The 16,142-nt window shown below is 62.8% G+C and carries 18 protein-coding genes and 1 pseudogene; 12 read left to right on the forward strand and 7 right to left on the reverse strand.

Annotation, left to right across the window (positions count from 1 at the left end; translation table 11 throughout):
- Nucleotides 1-39 precede the first annotated feature (39 nt).
- Both AC0L16_RS13730 and AC0L16_RS13735 read left to right on the forward strand, forming a co-directional pair.
- On the forward strand, nucleotides 40-183 hold the full coding sequence (locus AC0L16_RS13730; protein ID WP_473621348.1) for a hypothetical protein: 144 nt from the start codon (nucleotides 40-42) through the stop codon (nucleotides 181-183).
- Between the two features lie 69 nt (nucleotides 184-252).
- Nucleotides 253-417, forward strand: coding sequence for a hypothetical protein (locus AC0L16_RS13735; protein ID WP_473621350.1), 165 nt, complete (start codon nucleotides 253-255; stop codon nucleotides 415-417).
- Between the two features lie 32 nt (nucleotides 418-449).
- Here the strand turns inward: AC0L16_RS13735 and AC0L16_RS13740 are convergent, their stop codons facing one another.
- Both AC0L16_RS13740 and AC0L16_RS13745 read right to left on the reverse strand, forming a co-directional pair.
- The gene (locus AC0L16_RS13740; RefSeq protein WP_473621351.1) at nucleotides 450-824 is read right to left on the reverse strand and encodes a DUF423 domain-containing protein; all 375 of its coding nucleotides are present in this window, start codon (nucleotides 822-824) and stop codon (nucleotides 450-452) included.
- A gap of 34 nt (nucleotides 825-858) precedes the next feature.
- Nucleotides 859-2,115 (reverse strand): multidrug efflux MFS transporter, encoded by a 1,257-nt coding sequence (locus AC0L16_RS13745; RefSeq protein WP_473621352.1) that lies wholly within the window; start codon nucleotides 2,113-2,115, stop codon nucleotides 859-861.
- Nucleotides 2,116-2,265: 150 nt separating this feature from the next.
- Here AC0L16_RS13745 and AC0L16_RS13750 point away from each other — a divergent pair, with 150 nt between their 5' ends.
- A complete protein-coding gene (locus AC0L16_RS13750) occupies nucleotides 2,266-2,523 on the forward strand; it encodes a DUF982 domain-containing protein (RefSeq protein WP_473621353.1) in 258 nt (85 codons plus the stop codon).
- A gap of 237 nt (nucleotides 2,524-2,760) precedes the next feature.
- Here the strand turns inward: AC0L16_RS13750 and AC0L16_RS13755 are convergent, their stop codons facing one another.
- Nucleotides 2,761-2,919 carry a hypothetical protein gene (locus tag AC0L16_RS13755; protein WP_023798419.1) on the reverse strand — a complete coding sequence of 53 codons (159 nt, stop codon included), beginning with the start codon at nucleotides 2,917-2,919 and terminating at the stop codon, nucleotides 2,761-2,763.
- Nucleotides 2,920-3,076: 157 nt separating this feature from the next.
- A complete protein-coding gene (locus AC0L16_RS13760; RefSeq protein WP_473621355.1) occupies nucleotides 3,077-4,120 on the reverse strand; it encodes an aldo/keto reductase in 1,044 nt (347 codons plus the stop codon).
- Between the two features lie 254 nt (nucleotides 4,121-4,374).
- Between AC0L16_RS13760 and ppk2 the strand changes: the two genes are divergently transcribed.
- The gene (gene ppk2 / locus AC0L16_RS13765) at nucleotides 4,375-5,295 is read left to right on the forward strand and encodes a polyphosphate kinase 2 (RefSeq protein WP_473621356.1); all 921 of its coding nucleotides are present in this window, start codon (nucleotides 4,375-4,377) and stop codon (nucleotides 5,293-5,295) included.
- A gap of 63 nt (nucleotides 5,296-5,358) precedes the next feature.
- On the opposite strand, the gene AC0L16_RS13770 is transcribed toward ppk2, so the two are convergent.
- The 3 genes from AC0L16_RS13770 to hemB all read right to left on the reverse strand — a co-directional run bounded on the left by AC0L16_RS13770 (nucleotide 5,359) and on the right by hemB (nucleotide 7,625).
- Nucleotides 5,359-6,003, reverse strand: coding sequence for a dihydrofolate reductase family protein (locus tag AC0L16_RS13770; RefSeq protein WP_473621358.1), 645 nt, complete (start codon nucleotides 6,001-6,003; stop codon nucleotides 5,359-5,361).
- A gap of 245 nt (nucleotides 6,004-6,248) precedes the next feature.
- Nucleotides 6,249-6,545 carry a nucleotidyltransferase family protein gene (locus AC0L16_RS13775; protein ID WP_473621359.1) on the reverse strand — a complete coding sequence of 99 codons (297 nt, stop codon included), beginning with the start codon at nucleotides 6,543-6,545 and terminating at the stop codon, nucleotides 6,249-6,251.
- Nucleotides 6,546-6,593: 48 nt separating this feature from the next.
- Nucleotides 6,594-7,625: a porphobilinogen synthase gene (hemB, locus tag AC0L16_RS13780; protein WP_473621360.1), complete on the reverse strand. Its 1,032-nt coding sequence runs from the start codon at nucleotides 7,623-7,625 to the stop codon at nucleotides 6,594-6,596.
- Nucleotides 7,626-7,831: 206 nt separating this feature from the next.
- Between hemB and AC0L16_RS13785 the strand changes: the two genes are divergently transcribed.
- From AC0L16_RS13785 to nrdR, 8 genes and pseudogenes are all read left to right on the forward strand, one after another.
- Nucleotides 7,832-8,875, forward strand: coding sequence for an enoyl-CoA hydratase/isomerase family protein (locus tag AC0L16_RS13785; protein WP_473621361.1), 1,044 nt, complete (start codon nucleotides 7,832-7,834; stop codon nucleotides 8,873-8,875).
- The gene (locus tag AC0L16_RS13790) at nucleotides 8,872-9,294 is read left to right on the forward strand and encodes a DUF6163 family protein (protein ID WP_473621363.1); all 423 of its coding nucleotides are present in this window, start codon (nucleotides 8,872-8,874) and stop codon (nucleotides 9,292-9,294) included. The genes AC0L16_RS13785 and AC0L16_RS13790 overlap by 4 nt, the downstream gene beginning before the upstream one ends.
- Nucleotides 9,295-9,550: 256 nt before the next feature.
- Nucleotides 9,551-10,066, forward strand: a complete 516-nt coding sequence (gene ldtR, locus AC0L16_RS13795; RefSeq protein ID WP_027154640.1) for a transcriptional regulator LdtR — start codon at nucleotides 9,551-9,553, stop codon at nucleotides 10,064-10,066.
- A gap of 346 nt (nucleotides 10,067-10,412) precedes the next feature.
- Nucleotides 10,413-11,666: a L,D-transpeptidase family protein gene (locus AC0L16_RS13800; RefSeq protein ID WP_473621364.1), complete on the forward strand. Its 1,254-nt coding sequence runs from the start codon at nucleotides 10,413-10,415 to the stop codon at nucleotides 11,664-11,666.
- Nucleotides 11,667-11,772: 106 nt separating this feature from the next.
- Nucleotides 11,773-13,419: pseudogene (locus tag AC0L16_RS13805) on the forward strand (Na+/H+ antiporter).
- Between the two features lie 119 nt (nucleotides 13,420-13,538).
- Nucleotides 13,539-14,852, forward strand: a complete 1,314-nt coding sequence (glyA, locus tag AC0L16_RS13810) for a serine hydroxymethyltransferase (RefSeq protein ID WP_292544330.1) — start codon at nucleotides 13,539-13,541, stop codon at nucleotides 14,850-14,852.
- 82 nt (nucleotides 14,853-14,934) lie between these two features.
- Complete coding sequence (locus AC0L16_RS13815) at nucleotides 14,935-15,522, forward strand: hypothetical protein (protein ID WP_473621366.1); 588 nt, start codon at nucleotides 14,935-14,937, stop codon at nucleotides 15,520-15,522.
- A gap of 143 nt (nucleotides 15,523-15,665) precedes the next feature.
- Nucleotides 15,666-16,142 (forward strand): transcriptional regulator NrdR, encoded by a 477-nt coding sequence (gene nrdR, locus AC0L16_RS13820; RefSeq protein ID WP_023798407.1) that lies wholly within the window; start codon nucleotides 15,666-15,668, stop codon nucleotides 16,140-16,142.

Genomic DNA, 16,142 nt, shown 5'->3' on the forward strand with positions numbered 1-16,142 from the left:
TGAGTGTCGTCATTGGATCGATTCAGGAAGGAGCGAGCCATGCACCCCGTCAATTATCTGTTCGAAGACATCTATCGCAACGACTGGAGCATAATTTCGAAGGCGGTGACCCGGACGCGTCGCGGCAGCGCCAGCCCGTGGATCCGCGATCTGCGTTTTCTCGTGGAGCGTAAGCGGAGCTGATCGGCAGCGCCTTTTTTATGCCTGTCGATTGGATCGATTCAATTCTCAAATCGAAGAGGAAACCAAGCCATGCACCCGATCAACCATCTGTTCGAAGAGATCTATCGCAACTATTGGGGCATCTCGCCGGCCATCGACAGGCCGGAGCAGCGGCGCCTGGCCAAGCCGGCGGCACGCAATCGCGACCTGCCGGTCCGGCCCGAGCGCCGGCAAAAGTGGCCATCGTCTGACTGACCGTCGTTTGGCGGAAACCGAATCCGGCCGCCTCAGGAGCGCGGCCGCTTCAGCGCCGAGGCCGCAACCGCCAGCCAGCCGGCGATGATCAAGGTGCCGCCGATCGGCGCCGACATCGAAAAAAGCCGCGAGCCGAGGAAGTCGCGGGCAAGCAGATCGCCGCAGAACAAGGCGATCCCGACGAGAAGAATAAGGCTTGCGAGACGCAGCATCCGGTTTGCGCTAACGAGGCCGACGGCCAGAAAGACCGGTGCATGCATGAGCAGGAACGACGCGACCGTGCCGACGAAAGCGCCGCCCAGATGTGCCGCCGCGGCAGAAAGCGCCACACCGGCCGCGCCGCACAGGCCGCCGACGAAAACGAGGATGCGGCCGATGCCGCCTGCTGGGTGGTCAGCTGTGCTCATGTCTTGGACTCCGTGAAGTGGCCCGCAAACCGTGTCAGGATTTGTCCGCCCGCACCAGCATGTCGCGTGCGCGGCGCGTCTGGACCAGCCAGTTATACGCCGCTCCGCTCGCCATCAGCACCGACGTGCCGAGAAATACCGCCTGCATGCCGAAATGACCGCCGATGAAGCCGCCGAGCAGCGGCCCGGCGACCTGTCCGACATATTGCGCCGAGATCGACAGACCGAGCACATTGCCGCCGACGCCGTCCGGGACATTGTGGCGGATGACGCTGGTGATGCAGGGCAGGAGGCCGCCAAGCGCCAGCCCCATCAGGAAACGCAGGCCAACGAGCTGCCAGCCCTGCGTGACGAAAGCCTGCGGGATCAGCAGCAGCGCCGAGACGGCAAGCGCCGCTATGATGACGTTCCAGTGGCCGATGCGGTCGGCGAGCCTGCCGAGACGCGAGGCCGACAGGATGGCGCCAAGTGCCGCCGCCGACATGACGACACCGGACATCAGCGTGACCCGGCTTTGGTCCTCGATGATCTGTTGCACATAGACCGCGATGATCGGCTCGATCGACATGGTGGCGAAACTCATCAGCATGCCGGTCACCAGCATTGCGACGACCGGGCGCTTGTCCGGGATTTGCGACCAGCCGCCTTTCGCCTTCTCAGTCGATGCTGATTTGTCGGTTGCCGGGCGAGGGTTCTCCTTGATGAGAAAAGTCGTTGCCAGAAACGCCAGGAAAATGACGCCGCCGGCGAGCAGGAAGGTGGCGCGGATGCCGATCAAGGGCGGCAGCGCGCCGCCGAGCAAGGGACCGACGAGGGCGCCGCCGGTGATGCCGGCCGACAGCACGCCGAGCGCCCAGCCCGACCGCTCCTTCGGCGTCTGCATGGCGACGAGAATGGTCGAGCCCGAGGAATAGCCACCGGCGAAACCGATCAACAGGCGTAGCAGCACCAATTGCCAGACGGTCTCGACCATGCCGGTCAGCGACATGCAGACGGCCATGCCGAAACTGGCGCGCACCAGCATCAGCTTGCGGCCGTAGCGGTCGCCAAGCCGTCCCCACAGCGGCGCGACCAGCGCGGCGGCGAAGAAGGTCGCGCCATAGGCGACGCCGGACCACTGCACAACAGCCGCGTGGCCCTCGGCGCCCAGCTGCTCTACGTAAAGCGGCAGGAAGGGCAGAAGCAAGGTCATGGCGACAAGCGTGCTGAACGAGCCGGCAAAGCACACGGCGAGATTGCGGCGCCAATGGATGTTGTGGGCGCCTTGGGTGGCAAGGGTGGCGTGCGGCATGTCTGTCCTGTCCGGCAGTCTCTCGACGGGCATCATTGCACAAGAACCGGCGCGGCCTGCATGCCAGGAGATTTGCCAGCGTCGCGGCTTGATTGCGGTGGCAACCACTTTCGCGCTCGCTTCGCGAGCGGCGATGGCGTAAGAGCGGCGATGGAAAACAACCGATTTGAAACACCCGTGACCGTCAAGGGCGCGGCGGGAAGCACTCAGCTCTTGCGGACCGCCCGCGAGGCTTCCGATTACCTCCTCAACAGCTGGCCCGGCAAGCGCAGTCAAAAACATCGCGAAGCGCTGCAGGCCTGCCATGATGCGCTGGCCGGCGACAAACCGGCAATGATCGCAAGGCGTGCTTTCATCGCCGCCGCCCGCGAAGTGAATGTTTTCGTCAGCGACAAGTCGCCGGCCTGAAGACGCAGCGCCTCGCGGGCCCGATGCGCTTTTACCAAAGGGCAATCGCTTCAGGTTTGCGCTGCCCCTCATTGCCCTGACGGGCATTTCACCCCGTATAGTGACGGGAAGAAAGCGGCCTGCACCAAGGGTTTCGCCAATCTCGAGCGTTGCAGAAAGCGAGCCAAGGTGCGGCCAACTCCCTTCTGCCGTCACAGCTCCCTTCTGCTGTCACTATGAAGCGATTGTCCTGCAGTTCTACTCTGCGGTTTCCGTTTCGGTCTCGGATGTGGTCTCGTCTTCCGGCTTCGAACGTTCCTTGGCTGCGACCTTGGCCGCTTGCTTTTCCGCCTTCTTGGCAGCCTTCTGCCGGTCGCGTTCCTTGCGTTCCTGGCCGTAATTCGGTGCTCGCGCCATATCTCTTCCTTTCGCAATCCAAAGGGTTATTAGCCCTGCCTAGGAGCATTGGCCTACAAACACAACACCACAAAGGGCGATCGGCTCCATAGATAGCCGGCAGGCCGGCTGAACACGGTACCGCCCGCGGCGACCTTCGACTTGATCCGGATCGTTGTCAGATGTCTTCCCGGTCAAGAACCAGATCGGCCGGACCAAACCGGTCTTTTGCCGTGAACTGCTGGTGCCAATAGGGGTAGAGAACCGGCGGGCGGCTCACAGCGTCGAGGCGTGCGCGCTCATCGCTGGTCAGCACCAGGCTGGCGGCGGCGATATTGTCCTTGAACTGCGCTTCGGTCCGTCCGCCGATCACCAGCGAACTGACCGCGGGCCGGCCGAGCAGCCAGGCTAGCGCCACCTGCGCCGCCGAAACGCCATGGTTCTCGCCGATATGGGCAAGCACGTCGACGATCCGCCACAGCCGGTCCTCGTCACGGATCGGCGGTTCGGTCCAGCCGCTGAGCTGGCGGGCGGTGGCCTGGTCGCGGTGGTATTTGCCGGACAGCAGTCCACCGGCGAGCGGGCTCCACACCAGCACGCCAAGCCCCTGGTCGACGGAGATCGGCAGCAGTTCATATTCGGCTTCGCGCGCCTCCAGCGTGTAGTGGATCTGCTGGGTGACGAAGCGCGGCTGGTGCTGGCGGTCGCTGATCCCCAGCGCCTTCATCACTTGCCAGCCGGAATAGTTGGAACAGCCGACATAGCGGATCTTGCCCTGGCTGACGAGCGTGTCGAGCGCGGCGATGGTCTCCTCGAGCGGCGTCGTGCCGTCCCATTCGTGCAGGAAATAGATGTCGATGACGTCGGTCCTGAGGCGCCTCAGGCTCTTCTCGCACTCGCGGATCAGATGATAGCGCGACAGGCCCTCATCGTTGGGGCCGTTGCCGATCCGCATGCGCGCCTTGGAGGCGATCAGCACATCGCCCTTGCGTTTGCCGCCGAGCGCTTCGCCGATGATCTCTTCCGAAAGCCCGTTCGAATAGACATTGGCGGTGTCGATGAGATTGATGCCGGCATCGATGCAGAGGTCGATCATCCGGCGCGCCTCGTCGAGATCAGTCCTGCCGACCGCTGAAAATGCGCCGGCGCCGCCAAAAGTCATGGTGCCCATGGTCAGCGTCGAAACCTTCAGTCCGGAACGGCCGAGTGTGCGGTATTGCATGTCAGATCCTCGCAATTGCGTTGAGAAGGGGTGCTCTGAAGGCTGCCCGGGGAACCTGGCATTTGTAGGACAATTCGAGCCGTTTGTCGTGCATGCCAGGGAGGCTGATCGATCACATCTCACGGAGTTGCGCGACCGGCGCGCGGGCCGGCTGCAATAAAACCGTCATTGCCGGCCTGTATGCAAGTCGGCTCAAGGTATTCGAACTTGGCCGGCAGGCCGACGCCGACACTGGCGTGCACGGAGCAGCATAAATGACCGAAGCAAAACAGAATTCTCCCGCCAAGGATTGGCTGGAAGCGGAACTGGCCGACACGCTCGACGAAGACTACGAGCTGGAGATGTCGGAGCCGGCGTCGTCGCTGGAGATCGCGAAGATCTACAAGAACGCGCATCCGCCCTCGATGGATCGCCTGCAATATTTTCGCGACCTGATCACGCTGCAATCCGAATTGATCAAGCTGCAGTCCTGGGTGGCTTACACCAGGAAGAAGCTGGTGGTGGTTTTCGAAGGCCGCGATTCGGCCGGCAAGGGCGGCGTCATCAAGCGCATCACCCAGCGGCTCAATCCGCGCATCTGCCGCGTCGTCGCACTTCCGGCGCCGACCGAGCGCGAGAAGTCGCAATGGTATTTCCAGCGCTATGTGCCGCATCTGCCGGCAGGCGGCGAGATCGTGCTGTTCGATCGCTCCTGGTACAACCGCTCCGGCGTCGAGCGTGTGATGGGCTTTGCCGAGCCGGACCAGGTCGAGGAGTTTTTTCGCGACGTGCCGGAGTTCGAGCGCATGCTGGTCCGCTCCGGCATCACGCTGGTCAAATACTGGTTCTCCATCACCGACGAGGAACAGCAGATGCGCTTCCAGATGCGCATCCATGATCCGATGAAGCAGTGGAAGCTGTCGCCGATGGACCTGCAGTCGCGCGTGCGCTGGGAACAGTACACCAAGGCCAAGGAAGAGACGTTCGCCCGCACCAACATCTCCGAAGCCCCCTGGTTCATCGTCGAGGGCAACGACAAGAAGCGGGCGCGGCTGAACTGCATCGATCATCTCCTCAAGCAGATGCCCTATGAGGAGGTGCCGCACGAGGAGATCACGCTACCTGACCGCGTCTTTAATCCCGAATATGAGCGCCAGGTGCTGCCGCGCGAGCTGTATGTTCCGGAGAAGTATTGAGTCAGCGCTCCCGGGAGAATGGGGCCTGCACCGAGGCTTTCGCCACCAGAGCAACGAAACGTCCTAATCGCGCTCGATGATGACATGCATGGCATTCGGCGTCGCGACCTGCTCGCTGCAGCGGTAGCCGAGCTTGACCATGTCGATGCCGGCAAAAAGGTTCTCGCCTGAGCCGAGCAGCATCGGCGATATCGCCAGATGCATGTCGTCGATGAGCTTTTCCCTGAGATATTGCCGGATCGTGGCGACGCCGCCGCCGAGCCGGACATCCTTGCCGTCAGCCGCTGCTTTCGCCTTTTCCAGCGCTGAGTGGATGCCGTCGGTCACGAAATGGAAGGTCGTGCCGCCCTCCATGACGATAGGTTCTCGCGGATGGTGCGTGAGCACGAAAACCGGCACATGGTAGGGCGGATTGACTCCCCACCAGCCCTTCCAGGTGTCATCGGGCCAAGGCCCGCGGATCGGCCCGAACATGTTGCGGCCCATGATCCACGCGCCGACGTTTTCGAAGCTGCGCGTTACGAACGCGTCGTCGGTATCCGTGGACCCGTCATCTTCGCCGGACATGTTGCGGAAGGTTCGGGTGCCAAACATCCATGTGTGCAGGGCTTCCCCGCCGACGCCCAGCGGCTCTTTCAGGTCCTGGTCGGGACCGGCGCCGAAGCCGTCGATAGACAGGGTGAATGCGTTGACGCGAAGCTTTGACATGAGGGCCTCCCTCTAAACCAGTTGTGAAATGCAAGCAGTTTCTTTTAGCTGGACTGATTGCATTTTGCAAGCGGTATTTCGCCGCCGAGCATAAGCGGCTCGTTTGGCCAGCATCAGGGCAAAGACGGGTAGTTGCAGCTGCAGTTACTTGCGCCGCGATGCCTCGAGGATGCGCTCGACAGCTAATACGGAGCGGAGCGCCGCTATGATCTCGGCTAGGATCGGCTCGATCCGGCGGACTGCCATCAGAATACGCGCACGGCCGATTGTTCGATCTCGGCCTTCAACATAGGATGAAGGCTGTCGCGTGTGGTGATGTCAATTTCCGTTGACATCTTCTCTTCCAGAAATTGCTTGATCCCGACCAGGTCGATCAGAGAAAAGCGCCGCGCCGGATCATAGTCGATGAACAGATCAAGATCACTGTCCGGATGCGCATCGTCCCGCGCCGCCGACCCGAACACATACAGCGAAGTCGCGCCCATGCCTTTGATGGCATCTTCGTTTCTCTGCAACCGTTCGATGACCTCGTTCCTGCTCATGGGTCCATTCTATCGGATTGCAGCAAAATCCCAAAACGACACGAGTGCCTACCCCTTCAGCATCGCCGCCACCTCGGGCGCGAAATAGGTAAGAATACCGTCGCAGCCGGCGCGCTTGAAGGCGAGCAGTGATTCCAGCATTGCCTTGTCGCCGTCGATCCAGCCATTGGCGGCGGCCGCCTTGATCATCGAATATTCGCCCGACACCTGATAGGCGAAGGTCGGCATCCGGAATTCGTCCTTCAGCCTGCGGATGATGTCGAGATAGGGCAGGCCGGGCTTGACCATCAGCATGTCGGCGCCCTCGGCGAGGTCCTGCTCGGCCTCGCGCACGGCCTCGTCGGAATTGGCGTGGTCGAGATAATAGGTCTTCTTGTCGCCCTTGAGCAGGCCGGCGGTGCCGACCGCCTCGCGATAGGGTCCGTAGAAGGCGGAGGCGAATTTCGTCGCGTAGGACATGATCGCCACATCCTGAAAACCATTGGCGTCGAGCGCATCGCGGATGGCGCCGATGCGGCCATCCATCATGTCGGAAGGGGCAATGATGTCGGCGCCGGCCGAAGCCTGGATGACGGCAGCCGCGGTGACCTGCTCCACGGTCTGGTCGTTGACGATGATGCCGTCGCGCAAGATGCCGTCATGGCCGTGAGAGGTGAAGGGATCGAGCGCCGCATCGGTGATGATGCCGATCTCGGGCACCGCGTGCTTGATGGCGCGCGTGGCGCGGTTGATGACGTTTTCCGGATCGAGGATGTGCGAGCCGGTCTGGTCGCGCAGGCCGAGCTCGACATTGGGAAAGGTGGCGATCGCCGGAATGCCGAGCTTTGCCGCGCGCTCGGCCTCCTTGACGGCAAGGTCGAGCGACAGGCGGAAGACACCAGGCATGGCGGCGATCGGTTCACGGATATTTTTCCCGTCGACGACAAAGATCGGCCAGATCAGATCATCGACGGAGAGCCGGTTCTCCTGGACGAGGCGGCGCGACCAGTCGGCCTTGCGCATGCGGCGCAAACGGCGGCTGCCGGTGATCTCGTCGACGCTGCGCGCGCCGGCAGGCTTTGCTGGGGTGAATTTGTTCATCGCCAAAACTCCGGATTGGCGGCTTTTAACACGAGCCCCCGCCGCTGACCAATGCGCACGATAGTGCCAGGCACAAGCTGGATACCGGTATACGAGTTCCGGCTGACCGTTGTTGCCGGACAGGATTGCGCCTTGGCATTGACGCGCCCATGCGCCACGCTTTAGCACTTCAGTCCCGGCGGCGCGGGGGAAGGGATTCTCAGGCGATGGATTTTGGCGGCGGCAACGAGATCCGCTTCGAACGACTGGGCCGCGCCGGCGTCGTCACGCTGACGCGGCCGCAGGCGCTCAATGCCGTCACCCATCGCATGGTCAAGGCGCTCGACAAGGCGCTGCGCGCCTGGGAGCGCGACGATGGTGTCGATGTTGTCGTCGTCAAGGCCGAGGGCAGGGCGTTTTCGGCCGGCGGCGACATCCTTCACATCTACGAGGCCGGCCGGGCGGGGAAACCGCCGGTCGATTTTTTTGCCGACGAATACCGGCTGAACGCCCGCATCGCACGGTTCGAGAAACCCTATGTTGCGCTGATCGACGGCATCGTCATGGGCGGCGGCGTCGGCATCTCGTTCCACGGCTCGCATCGGCTGTTGACCGAGAACGCCCAGTTCGCCATGCCGGAAGTCGGCATCGGCTTCTTCCCGGATGTCGGCGCCAGTCATCTGCTGCCGGACCTCGGCGGCAGCTTCGGCATGTATCTGGCCTTGACCGGAAACCGCATCCGCTATGGCGACGCTTTGTGGTCGGGCCTGGCGACGCACACGATCAAGGCCCAGGACCAGGACGGTCTTCTCGACCGGCTGGTTGCGACAGGCGACCCTGAAGCGGCGCTGCGCGGCTTTTCCGTCCCGGCCCGGCGCGAAACGGACAGTCCGACGCTGGAAGCCATCGCCCGCCATTTCGCGCAGCCGTCGCTGAGCGACGTCATCGGCAGTCTGGAGCGCGCCGCACCTGCAGACGCGTTCGCAGCCAAGACGCTGGCGACGATCCGAACCCGCTCGCCGACCAGCCTGCATGTCGCCTGGCGCGAGATCAGCGCCGGGCTAACGCTGTCGATGGACGAGTGCATGCGGATGGAGTTCCGCATCCTCAACCGCATGCTTGCCGGCCACGATTTCTACGAAGGCATCCGCGCTGCCATCATCGACAAAGGCTCGACGCCGCAATGGCGGCCGGCAGGAATCGACGACGTCAGTGCTGCCGACGTCGACGCCTATTTCGCTCCGCTCGGCGAACGGGAACTCAAGCTGTGAGCGAGGTCACGTCGAGACGCGTCGTGCTCCAACCCTCGACGGTCGAAGTCATCTTCGCCTGGTTTCAGCGCGTCATCTCTGGCTACTGTCTGTTGTTAGGGATTTTGTACTGGATCCGGCTGATCGGCTTCTATCCCGGCTCGTTGTGGCGCTTCGACCTGATGCCGGTGCATTGGCAGGTGGCGACGGTGACTCTCGCCGTGTTCTTTCCCTTCGCCGCAGCCGGTCTGTGGATGCTGGCCTCCTGGGGGCCGGTGATCTGGTTCATCTGTGCGGCGACCGAGGCCGTCATGTATGCTGGCTTTCCCGAGCTCTTCGGTCACCGGCCGCTGATCGTCGCCTCGCATGCGGCGGTGGCGCTGCTCTACATCGTCTTTCGCGTGATGATCTGGATGCAGAAGCGCCGGAGCCGGCAATAGAGCATCGGATCGATGCTCAACAAGAATAACCCACGCGTCCGGTTGGACGGGGCAAATTACCGCCCGGATTCATTGGCTAAATCTTTAGGTTAATCGTCCTTGTTCGGGTGACCCTTCGTTAAGCCTCTTTCGAAACCTATTTCCGGTAAGCTCTTGTTAGCCCTAGCGTTTAAGTCGAATTTTATGAGTATTCGATAGTGTCGCGATCAAGGTGAAAAACAAAAAATCACCAGGCGACAAACGAGAGGCAAAGACAATGATCAATTCCCGTCCGGCGGCGAAGACCGCCAACGTATCCGATGACCGCCGCGAGGCGATCCGTTCGCTGTACATGGAGTCGCTGCAACTGGTGGAACGGCTGCACCGCCGCCTGCTTGACGTGATCAAGGACGAATTCGACCGCAACGGCCGTTCCGATATCAACGCAATCCAGGCGCTGCTGCTCTTCAACATCGGCAATTCGGAACTGACCGCTGGCGAGCTGCGCTCACGCGGCTATTATCTCGGCTCGAACGTCTCCTACAATCTGAAGAAGCTGGTCGATCTCGGCTTCATCAACCACCAGCGCTCGCGTATCGACCGCCGTTCGGTGCGGGTCTCGCTGACACCGAAGGGCAGTGAGGTGGCGGAAGTCGTCGCCGGCCTCTACGAGCGCCATGTCGGCTCGATCGAGCAGGTCGGCGGCATCAACACGGAAGAATTCAAGCAAATGAACCGCGCCCTGCAGCGCCTCGACCGCTTCTGGAACGACACCATCGCCTACCGGATGTAAGCATGTCCGTCGCATGAGGGGGAACCGCGCCGCAGGCGCGGTCGGGGCGCGATGCAAAAGACCGGTGCCGAAAAGCATCGGTCTTTGCGTTTCGTGAGGCCAGCCGATCCAAATCGCGGTCAGGGTCACGTTGCCGCCATATTCCCGGTGGAAGCGAGAATGCGGGTGATGTTGCGGCGGGAGCCAAACCTTCTCCCCGCCAACCGCCTATCTGAAAGCGCGTCGCGCCGGCGCGTTCTCGCCCAGAAGCATAGCATGGTTGGCTAATTGTTAAGGGCGCCGACCTAGAATGCGGGCGGCCTAGCGTGCGGGCGGATCGCCCGGTGAAAAAATATCTGGAGCGTACATGAGAACCAGTCGCCGTTTCTTCCTTTCCGGAGCCTCCGCGTTGGCCGCGACGATGGTTGCCGGTGGCGCCAGCGCGCAGGACGTGATCGCGGATATCTTAAAATCCTCGGGCCGCGGCAACTGGAACGACCAGTTCGACGCCCGCGCCAGCGAGGGCGGAAAGGTGGCCTCGACGCTGCCGATCGTCAGCCTGCAGACCGTTGCGTACACCGAGCAGGCTATCGCGCAGTACCAGAATATTGTTGCGCAGGGCGGCTGGGAGCGGGTCCCGGACACCAAGAAATTGCAACTCGGCGTCATCGATCCCGACGTGGTGCCATTGCGCAGGCGCTTGATGGTTTCGGGCGACCTGGCGCAGAGCGCCGGCCTTTCAGAGGCCTTCGATTCCTATGTCGATGCGGCGGTCAAGCGCTTCCAGGCGCGTCATGGCCTGCCTTCCGACGGGACCCTGGGCCAATATAGCTATGCGGCGATGAATGTCTCGGCGCAGGTCCGGCTTGGCCAGTTGCAGACCAATCTGCAGCGGCTGAACGAACGCGCTGGCACGCTGGGCAACCGCTATGTATTGGTCGATATCCCTGGCGCCCAGATCGAAGCGGTCGAGAACGACCGCGTCGTGCTGCGCCACACCGCCGTTGTCGGCAAGATCGATCGCCAGACGCCGATCGTCGATTCCAAGATCAACGAGATCATCGTCAATCCTTACTGGAACGCGCCGGTCTCGATCGTGCGCAAGGACATCATTCCGCTGATGCGGAAGGACCCCAACTATCTCATGGACAGCAAGATCCGGCTGTTCGCACCGGATGGCAGCGAGGTCGATCCGCTGACCGTCGACTGGTCGACCGACGACGCGGAGAAATACCGCTTTCGCCAGGATCCGGGCGCCGGCAATGCCATGGCCTCGGTCAAGATCAATTTCCCGAGTCCGGACGGCGTCTATATGCACGACACGCCGCAGCAGAGCCTGTTCGGCAAGATGATGCGCTTCGATTCCTCGGGCTGCGTGCGCGTCCAGAACGTGCGCGACCTCGTCACCTGGATCCTGCGCGACACGCCGGGCTGGAGCCGCCAGCATTTCGAGGCGGCGATCAAGAGCGGCGAGAACATCCCGGTGCAGGTCACCAATCCGGTGCCGGTCTTTTTCCTCTACATCTCGGCCTGGTCGACGGGGCCTGGCGTCGTGCAGTTCCGCGACGACATCTACGGGCTTGACGGAGCCAACGAGCTGCAGATCACCTCTGCGCTCTAAGCTACTGATTTTTTAGCTGAAAAGGCCGCCGGTGAGGGCGGCCTTTTTGTATCCGGCTGGGGCGCGCTTTGCGCCGGGTCAGGAAAGCGCTGTTCGGTACAGGGCCATGCAAGTCGCCATCTTCATCCTGGTCGTGCTCGTCTTCGTCGCCGTTTCCGGCGCGCTGGCACGGCTGGTGCGGGTGCCGTTGCCGGTGCTGCAGATTGCCATGGGTGCCGCACTCGACTGGCCGATGCGTGGCATCCATGTCGAGATCGATCCCGAGCTTTTCCTGCTGGTGTTCATTCCGCCGCTGCTGTTCAGCGATGCCTATGGCGCGCCGAAGCGCGAATTGCTGGCACTGCGCCGGCCGATACTGGACCTTGCCATCGGGCTGGTGTTCTTCACCATCGTCGGCCTCGGTTAGGCCTTGCACTGGCTGGTGCCAAGCGTTCCGCTCGTCGTCGCATTCGCGCTTGCCGCGGTGCTGTCGCCGACCGACGCCGTGGCCGTGTCCTCGATCATCGACAAGAATGTGGTTCCGGCGCGGCTGATGCACATTCTGGAAGGCGAGTCGCTGCTCAACGATGCGTCGGGGCTGGTCATGTTCCGTTTCGCGGTAGCGGCAGTGTTGACCGGCAGCTTTTCCTTCGCCGCGGCCACTCTGACTTTCGTCTACGCCGCGGCAGTCGGCATCCTGGCCGGCGTGGCAGCACTGCTCGTTGCCGCCAAGGCGCTGCAATTGCTGAACCGCATCGGCGGCGTACCGGCCGAGGCGCAGGTGCTGGTCATGATCCTGCTGCCCTTCGTCGCCTATCTCGGCGCTGAGCATGTCGGGGCTTCGGGCATCCTGGCTGCGGTCACCGCCGGTGTGCTGACCGGCGGCTCAGGAATTTTCCGTTTCCTCGGTGTTTCGGCGCGTATCCAGACGATGTCGCTGTGGACGACGCTGTCTTTCGTCTTCAACGGCGCGCTCTTCATCCTGCTCGGCCTGCAGTTTCCCGACATCATCGGCAATGTGCCGCCCGAACTCAGTGGCCGCTATCCGGTCATCCAGCCGATCCTGACGGTGTTGGCGCTGACGCTGTGCCTGATCGCTCTGCGCTTCCTGTGGATATGGATTGGCGATATCGCGGCCCACGTCGTGGCGCGATTGCGCAAGCGCAAGGCCGAGTCGTTCGGGCTGCGTGTCCGGCTCGCCGGCTCGGTGGCCGGCGTGCGCGGCGCGATAACACTGGCGGGCATCCTGTCGCTGCCGCTGGCGATGCCGGACGGCTCGCACTTTCCGGCCCGCGACGCGGTGATCTTCCTGGCCGCCGGCGTCATCATCTGCTCTCTGGCTATCGCCAGCCTTGCGCTGCCTCGGATCGCGCGCGGGCTGGTCGAGCCGGGCGAGGATCCAGGTGCTGCCGAGGAGCGCCTGGCGCGTGTCGGTGCGGCCAAGGCCGCCATCGCCCGCATCGAGAGTATCGCCGGAGCCGAAGACGGGGATGAAGGCGAGGTGCCCGGCGCCCGGCTTGCTGCGGCCGACAGCATTGTCGCCGGCTACAGGCGCCGCATCGCCGCCTCCGACGAGGCTGACGAAGCGCGCGCTGAAGCCCGCGAAGCCGGACGGCTGGAGCTCGAAATGAGGCTCGCCGGCATCAAGGCCGAGCGCGCCGCGGTGCTCGCCATGTTTCGCAGCCGAGAGATCAATGATCATACGAAGCAGGCGCTGTTGACCGAGATCACGCTTACAGAAGCCTTGCTGAACGGCCGACAGGCAAGGAAATAGACGAGCTCTTCGCCTCGCTGCCGCAATCCGACCAGCAAATTTCGCGCTGCAAACGTGGCGGGGCGAAAGCAACTGTGTTAATGGCGCGGCAGAGCCCCCGAACGACAAGGATCTCAAGCATGGCAACAGCAGCGGCAGTGTCGAACAAATTCGAATCCTTCTTCGAAACCACGCTTGCCGATGCCGATCCGGAGATTTTCGGCGCGATCCGCAACGAACTCGGCCGCCAGCGCCACGAGATCGAGCTGATCGCTTCGGAAAACATCGTCTCCCGCGCCGTGCTGGAAGCGCAGGGGTCGATCATGACCAACAAATACGCCGAGGGCTATCCCGGCAAGCGCTACTATGGCGGCTGCCAGTTCGTCGACGTGGCCGAGGAACTGGCCATCGAGCGCGCCAAAAAACTGTTCGGCTGCAACTTCGCCAATGTCCAGCCGAATTCCGGCAGCCAGATGAACCAGGCGGTCTTTTTGGCGCTGCTGCAGCCCGGCGACACCTTCATGGGGCTCGACCTCAATTCCGGTGGCCACCTGACGCACGGTTCGCCGGTCAACATGAGCGGCAAATGGTTCAAGGTCGTTTCCTACGGGGTGCGCAGGGACGATCACCTGCTCGACATGGACGCGATCGAGAAGACCGCCCACGAGACCAGGCCGAAGCTGATCCTGGCCGGCGGCACTGCCTATTCGCGCGTCTGGGACTGGAAGCGTTTTCGCGAGATCGCCGACTCGATCGGGGCCTATCTGATGGTCGACATGGCCCACATCGCCGGCCTGGTCGCCGGCGGCGTGCATCCGTCGCCGCTGCCATATGCCCATGTGGTCACCACCACCACGCACAAATCGCTGCGCGGCCCGCGCGGCGGCATGATCTTGTGCAATGACGAGGACATCGCCAAGAAGATGAACTCGGCGGTGTTTCCAGGCCTGCAGGGCGGTCCGCTGATGCATGTCATCGCCGCCAAGGCGGTGGCCTTCGGCGAAGCGCTGAAGCCAAGCTTCAAGATCTATGCCGAGAGCGTTGCCGCCAATGCCAAGGCGCTGGCCTCCAGCCTGCAGGAAACCGGTCTCGACATCGTCTCCGGCGGCACCGACAACCATCTGATGCTGGTCGACCTGCGGCCCAAGAACGCCACCGGCAAGCGTGCCGAGGCAGCGCTTGGCCGCGCCAACATCACCTGCAACAAGAACGGCATCCCTTTCGATCCCGAAAAGCCGTTCGTCACCTCGGGCGTGCGCCTCGGCACGCCGGCCGGCACCACGCGCGGTTTCGGCCAGGCCGAGTTCCGCGAGATCGGCAAGCTGATCGCCGAGGTGCTGGACGGGCTCAAGGCCGCGAATTCCGATGAGGGCAATGCAGCCGTCGAAGCAGCGGTGAAGGCGAAGGTGGCCGCGTTGACGGATCGTTTTCCGCTCTATCCCTATCTCGGTTGATCTCACGCAAAGTGTCGTCCCTTATCGGCCGGACGAAAAGCACTTTTTCAGCGGGGACAGAGTCCGGACAGGAGCCTTGACGATGATGCAGATTTTCCGTGTCGCTGGCTTTGGCGCGCTTGGCGTGTTGGTCGCATTGACCACCTTGCCGTCCGCCGCCCTGGCACAGTCTGCGCCCACCCCAGCCGCACCGAAGACCGAAACCTTCGGCCAGTGGTCCACCACTGTCGACGAGATCGATGCCGGTGAGGATCTGCGCAAAACCTGCGTCGCCTCGACCGCCTTTCTCGACGCGAGCGGTACCAGCGGCACGCTCACGCTTGCCATCTCCAATGGTGATGCACTGCCGCCCAATGGCTATCCGACCCTTGTCATCGCCATGAAGAACAAGGACTTGCCGACTGGCGAGAACATTCCGGCGGTGTTCGGCGATGGCAACGGCAAGGTCAAGGCGACCGTCGATGCCATGGCCGGTGCCGGTGGAAAATGGATGTTGAACAACAAGCCCGAGACCAGCCTGGCGCTGCTGCGTGCCATGCGCCGCGCCAGCGCGCTCGATGTCATATTCGCCGACACGCCGGTCGCGACCGTATCGATGGACGGCTTCACCAAGGTCTATCGCAGCCTCGGCGTGTCATGTGGGTTCCCGACTGCTGACGTCGCGCCGTAATCGGCCGGTATTGCCGTTGATGCTGGCAATTTTCCTCGCGCCTCGCTATCTCTGAGGCGCGAGAGATCACCCCGATAGTTTGCCATCGCGGCAAAAACCTCTAAGCCTTTCGCTCCACGAGAATCGCGAACACAAGGCTGTCCATGCGCTGTCCCTATTGCCAGTCCGAAGATACGCAGGTGAAGGATTCGCGCCCCGCCGAAGATGGTGCGGCGATCCGCAGGCGGCGCGTCTGCCCCGATTGCGGCGGCCGCTTCACCACCTTCGAACGCGTGCAGTTGCGCGACCTCGTGGTGGTGAAGAAATCCGGACGCAAGGTGCCGTTCGACCGCGACAAGCTGCTGCGCTCGGTCGAGATCGCCGTGCGCAAGCGCAATGTCGATCCCGAGCGCATCGACCGCGCGGTGACCGGCATCGTGCGCCAGCTCGAAAGCTCCGGCGAGACCGAGGTCGCCTCGGGCGAGGTCGGCCGCCTGGTGATGGAGGCGCTGAAGTCGCTCGACGATGTCGCCTATGTGCGCTTCGCCTCGGTCTATCGCAATTTTCGCGAGGCCAAGGATTTTCACGACGTGCTGGGTGAGCTCAAAGGCGACGAGCTCAAGGAAGAGGACGCCGGCTGA

This window comes from Mesorhizobium sp. WSM4848, assembly GCF_055811375.1.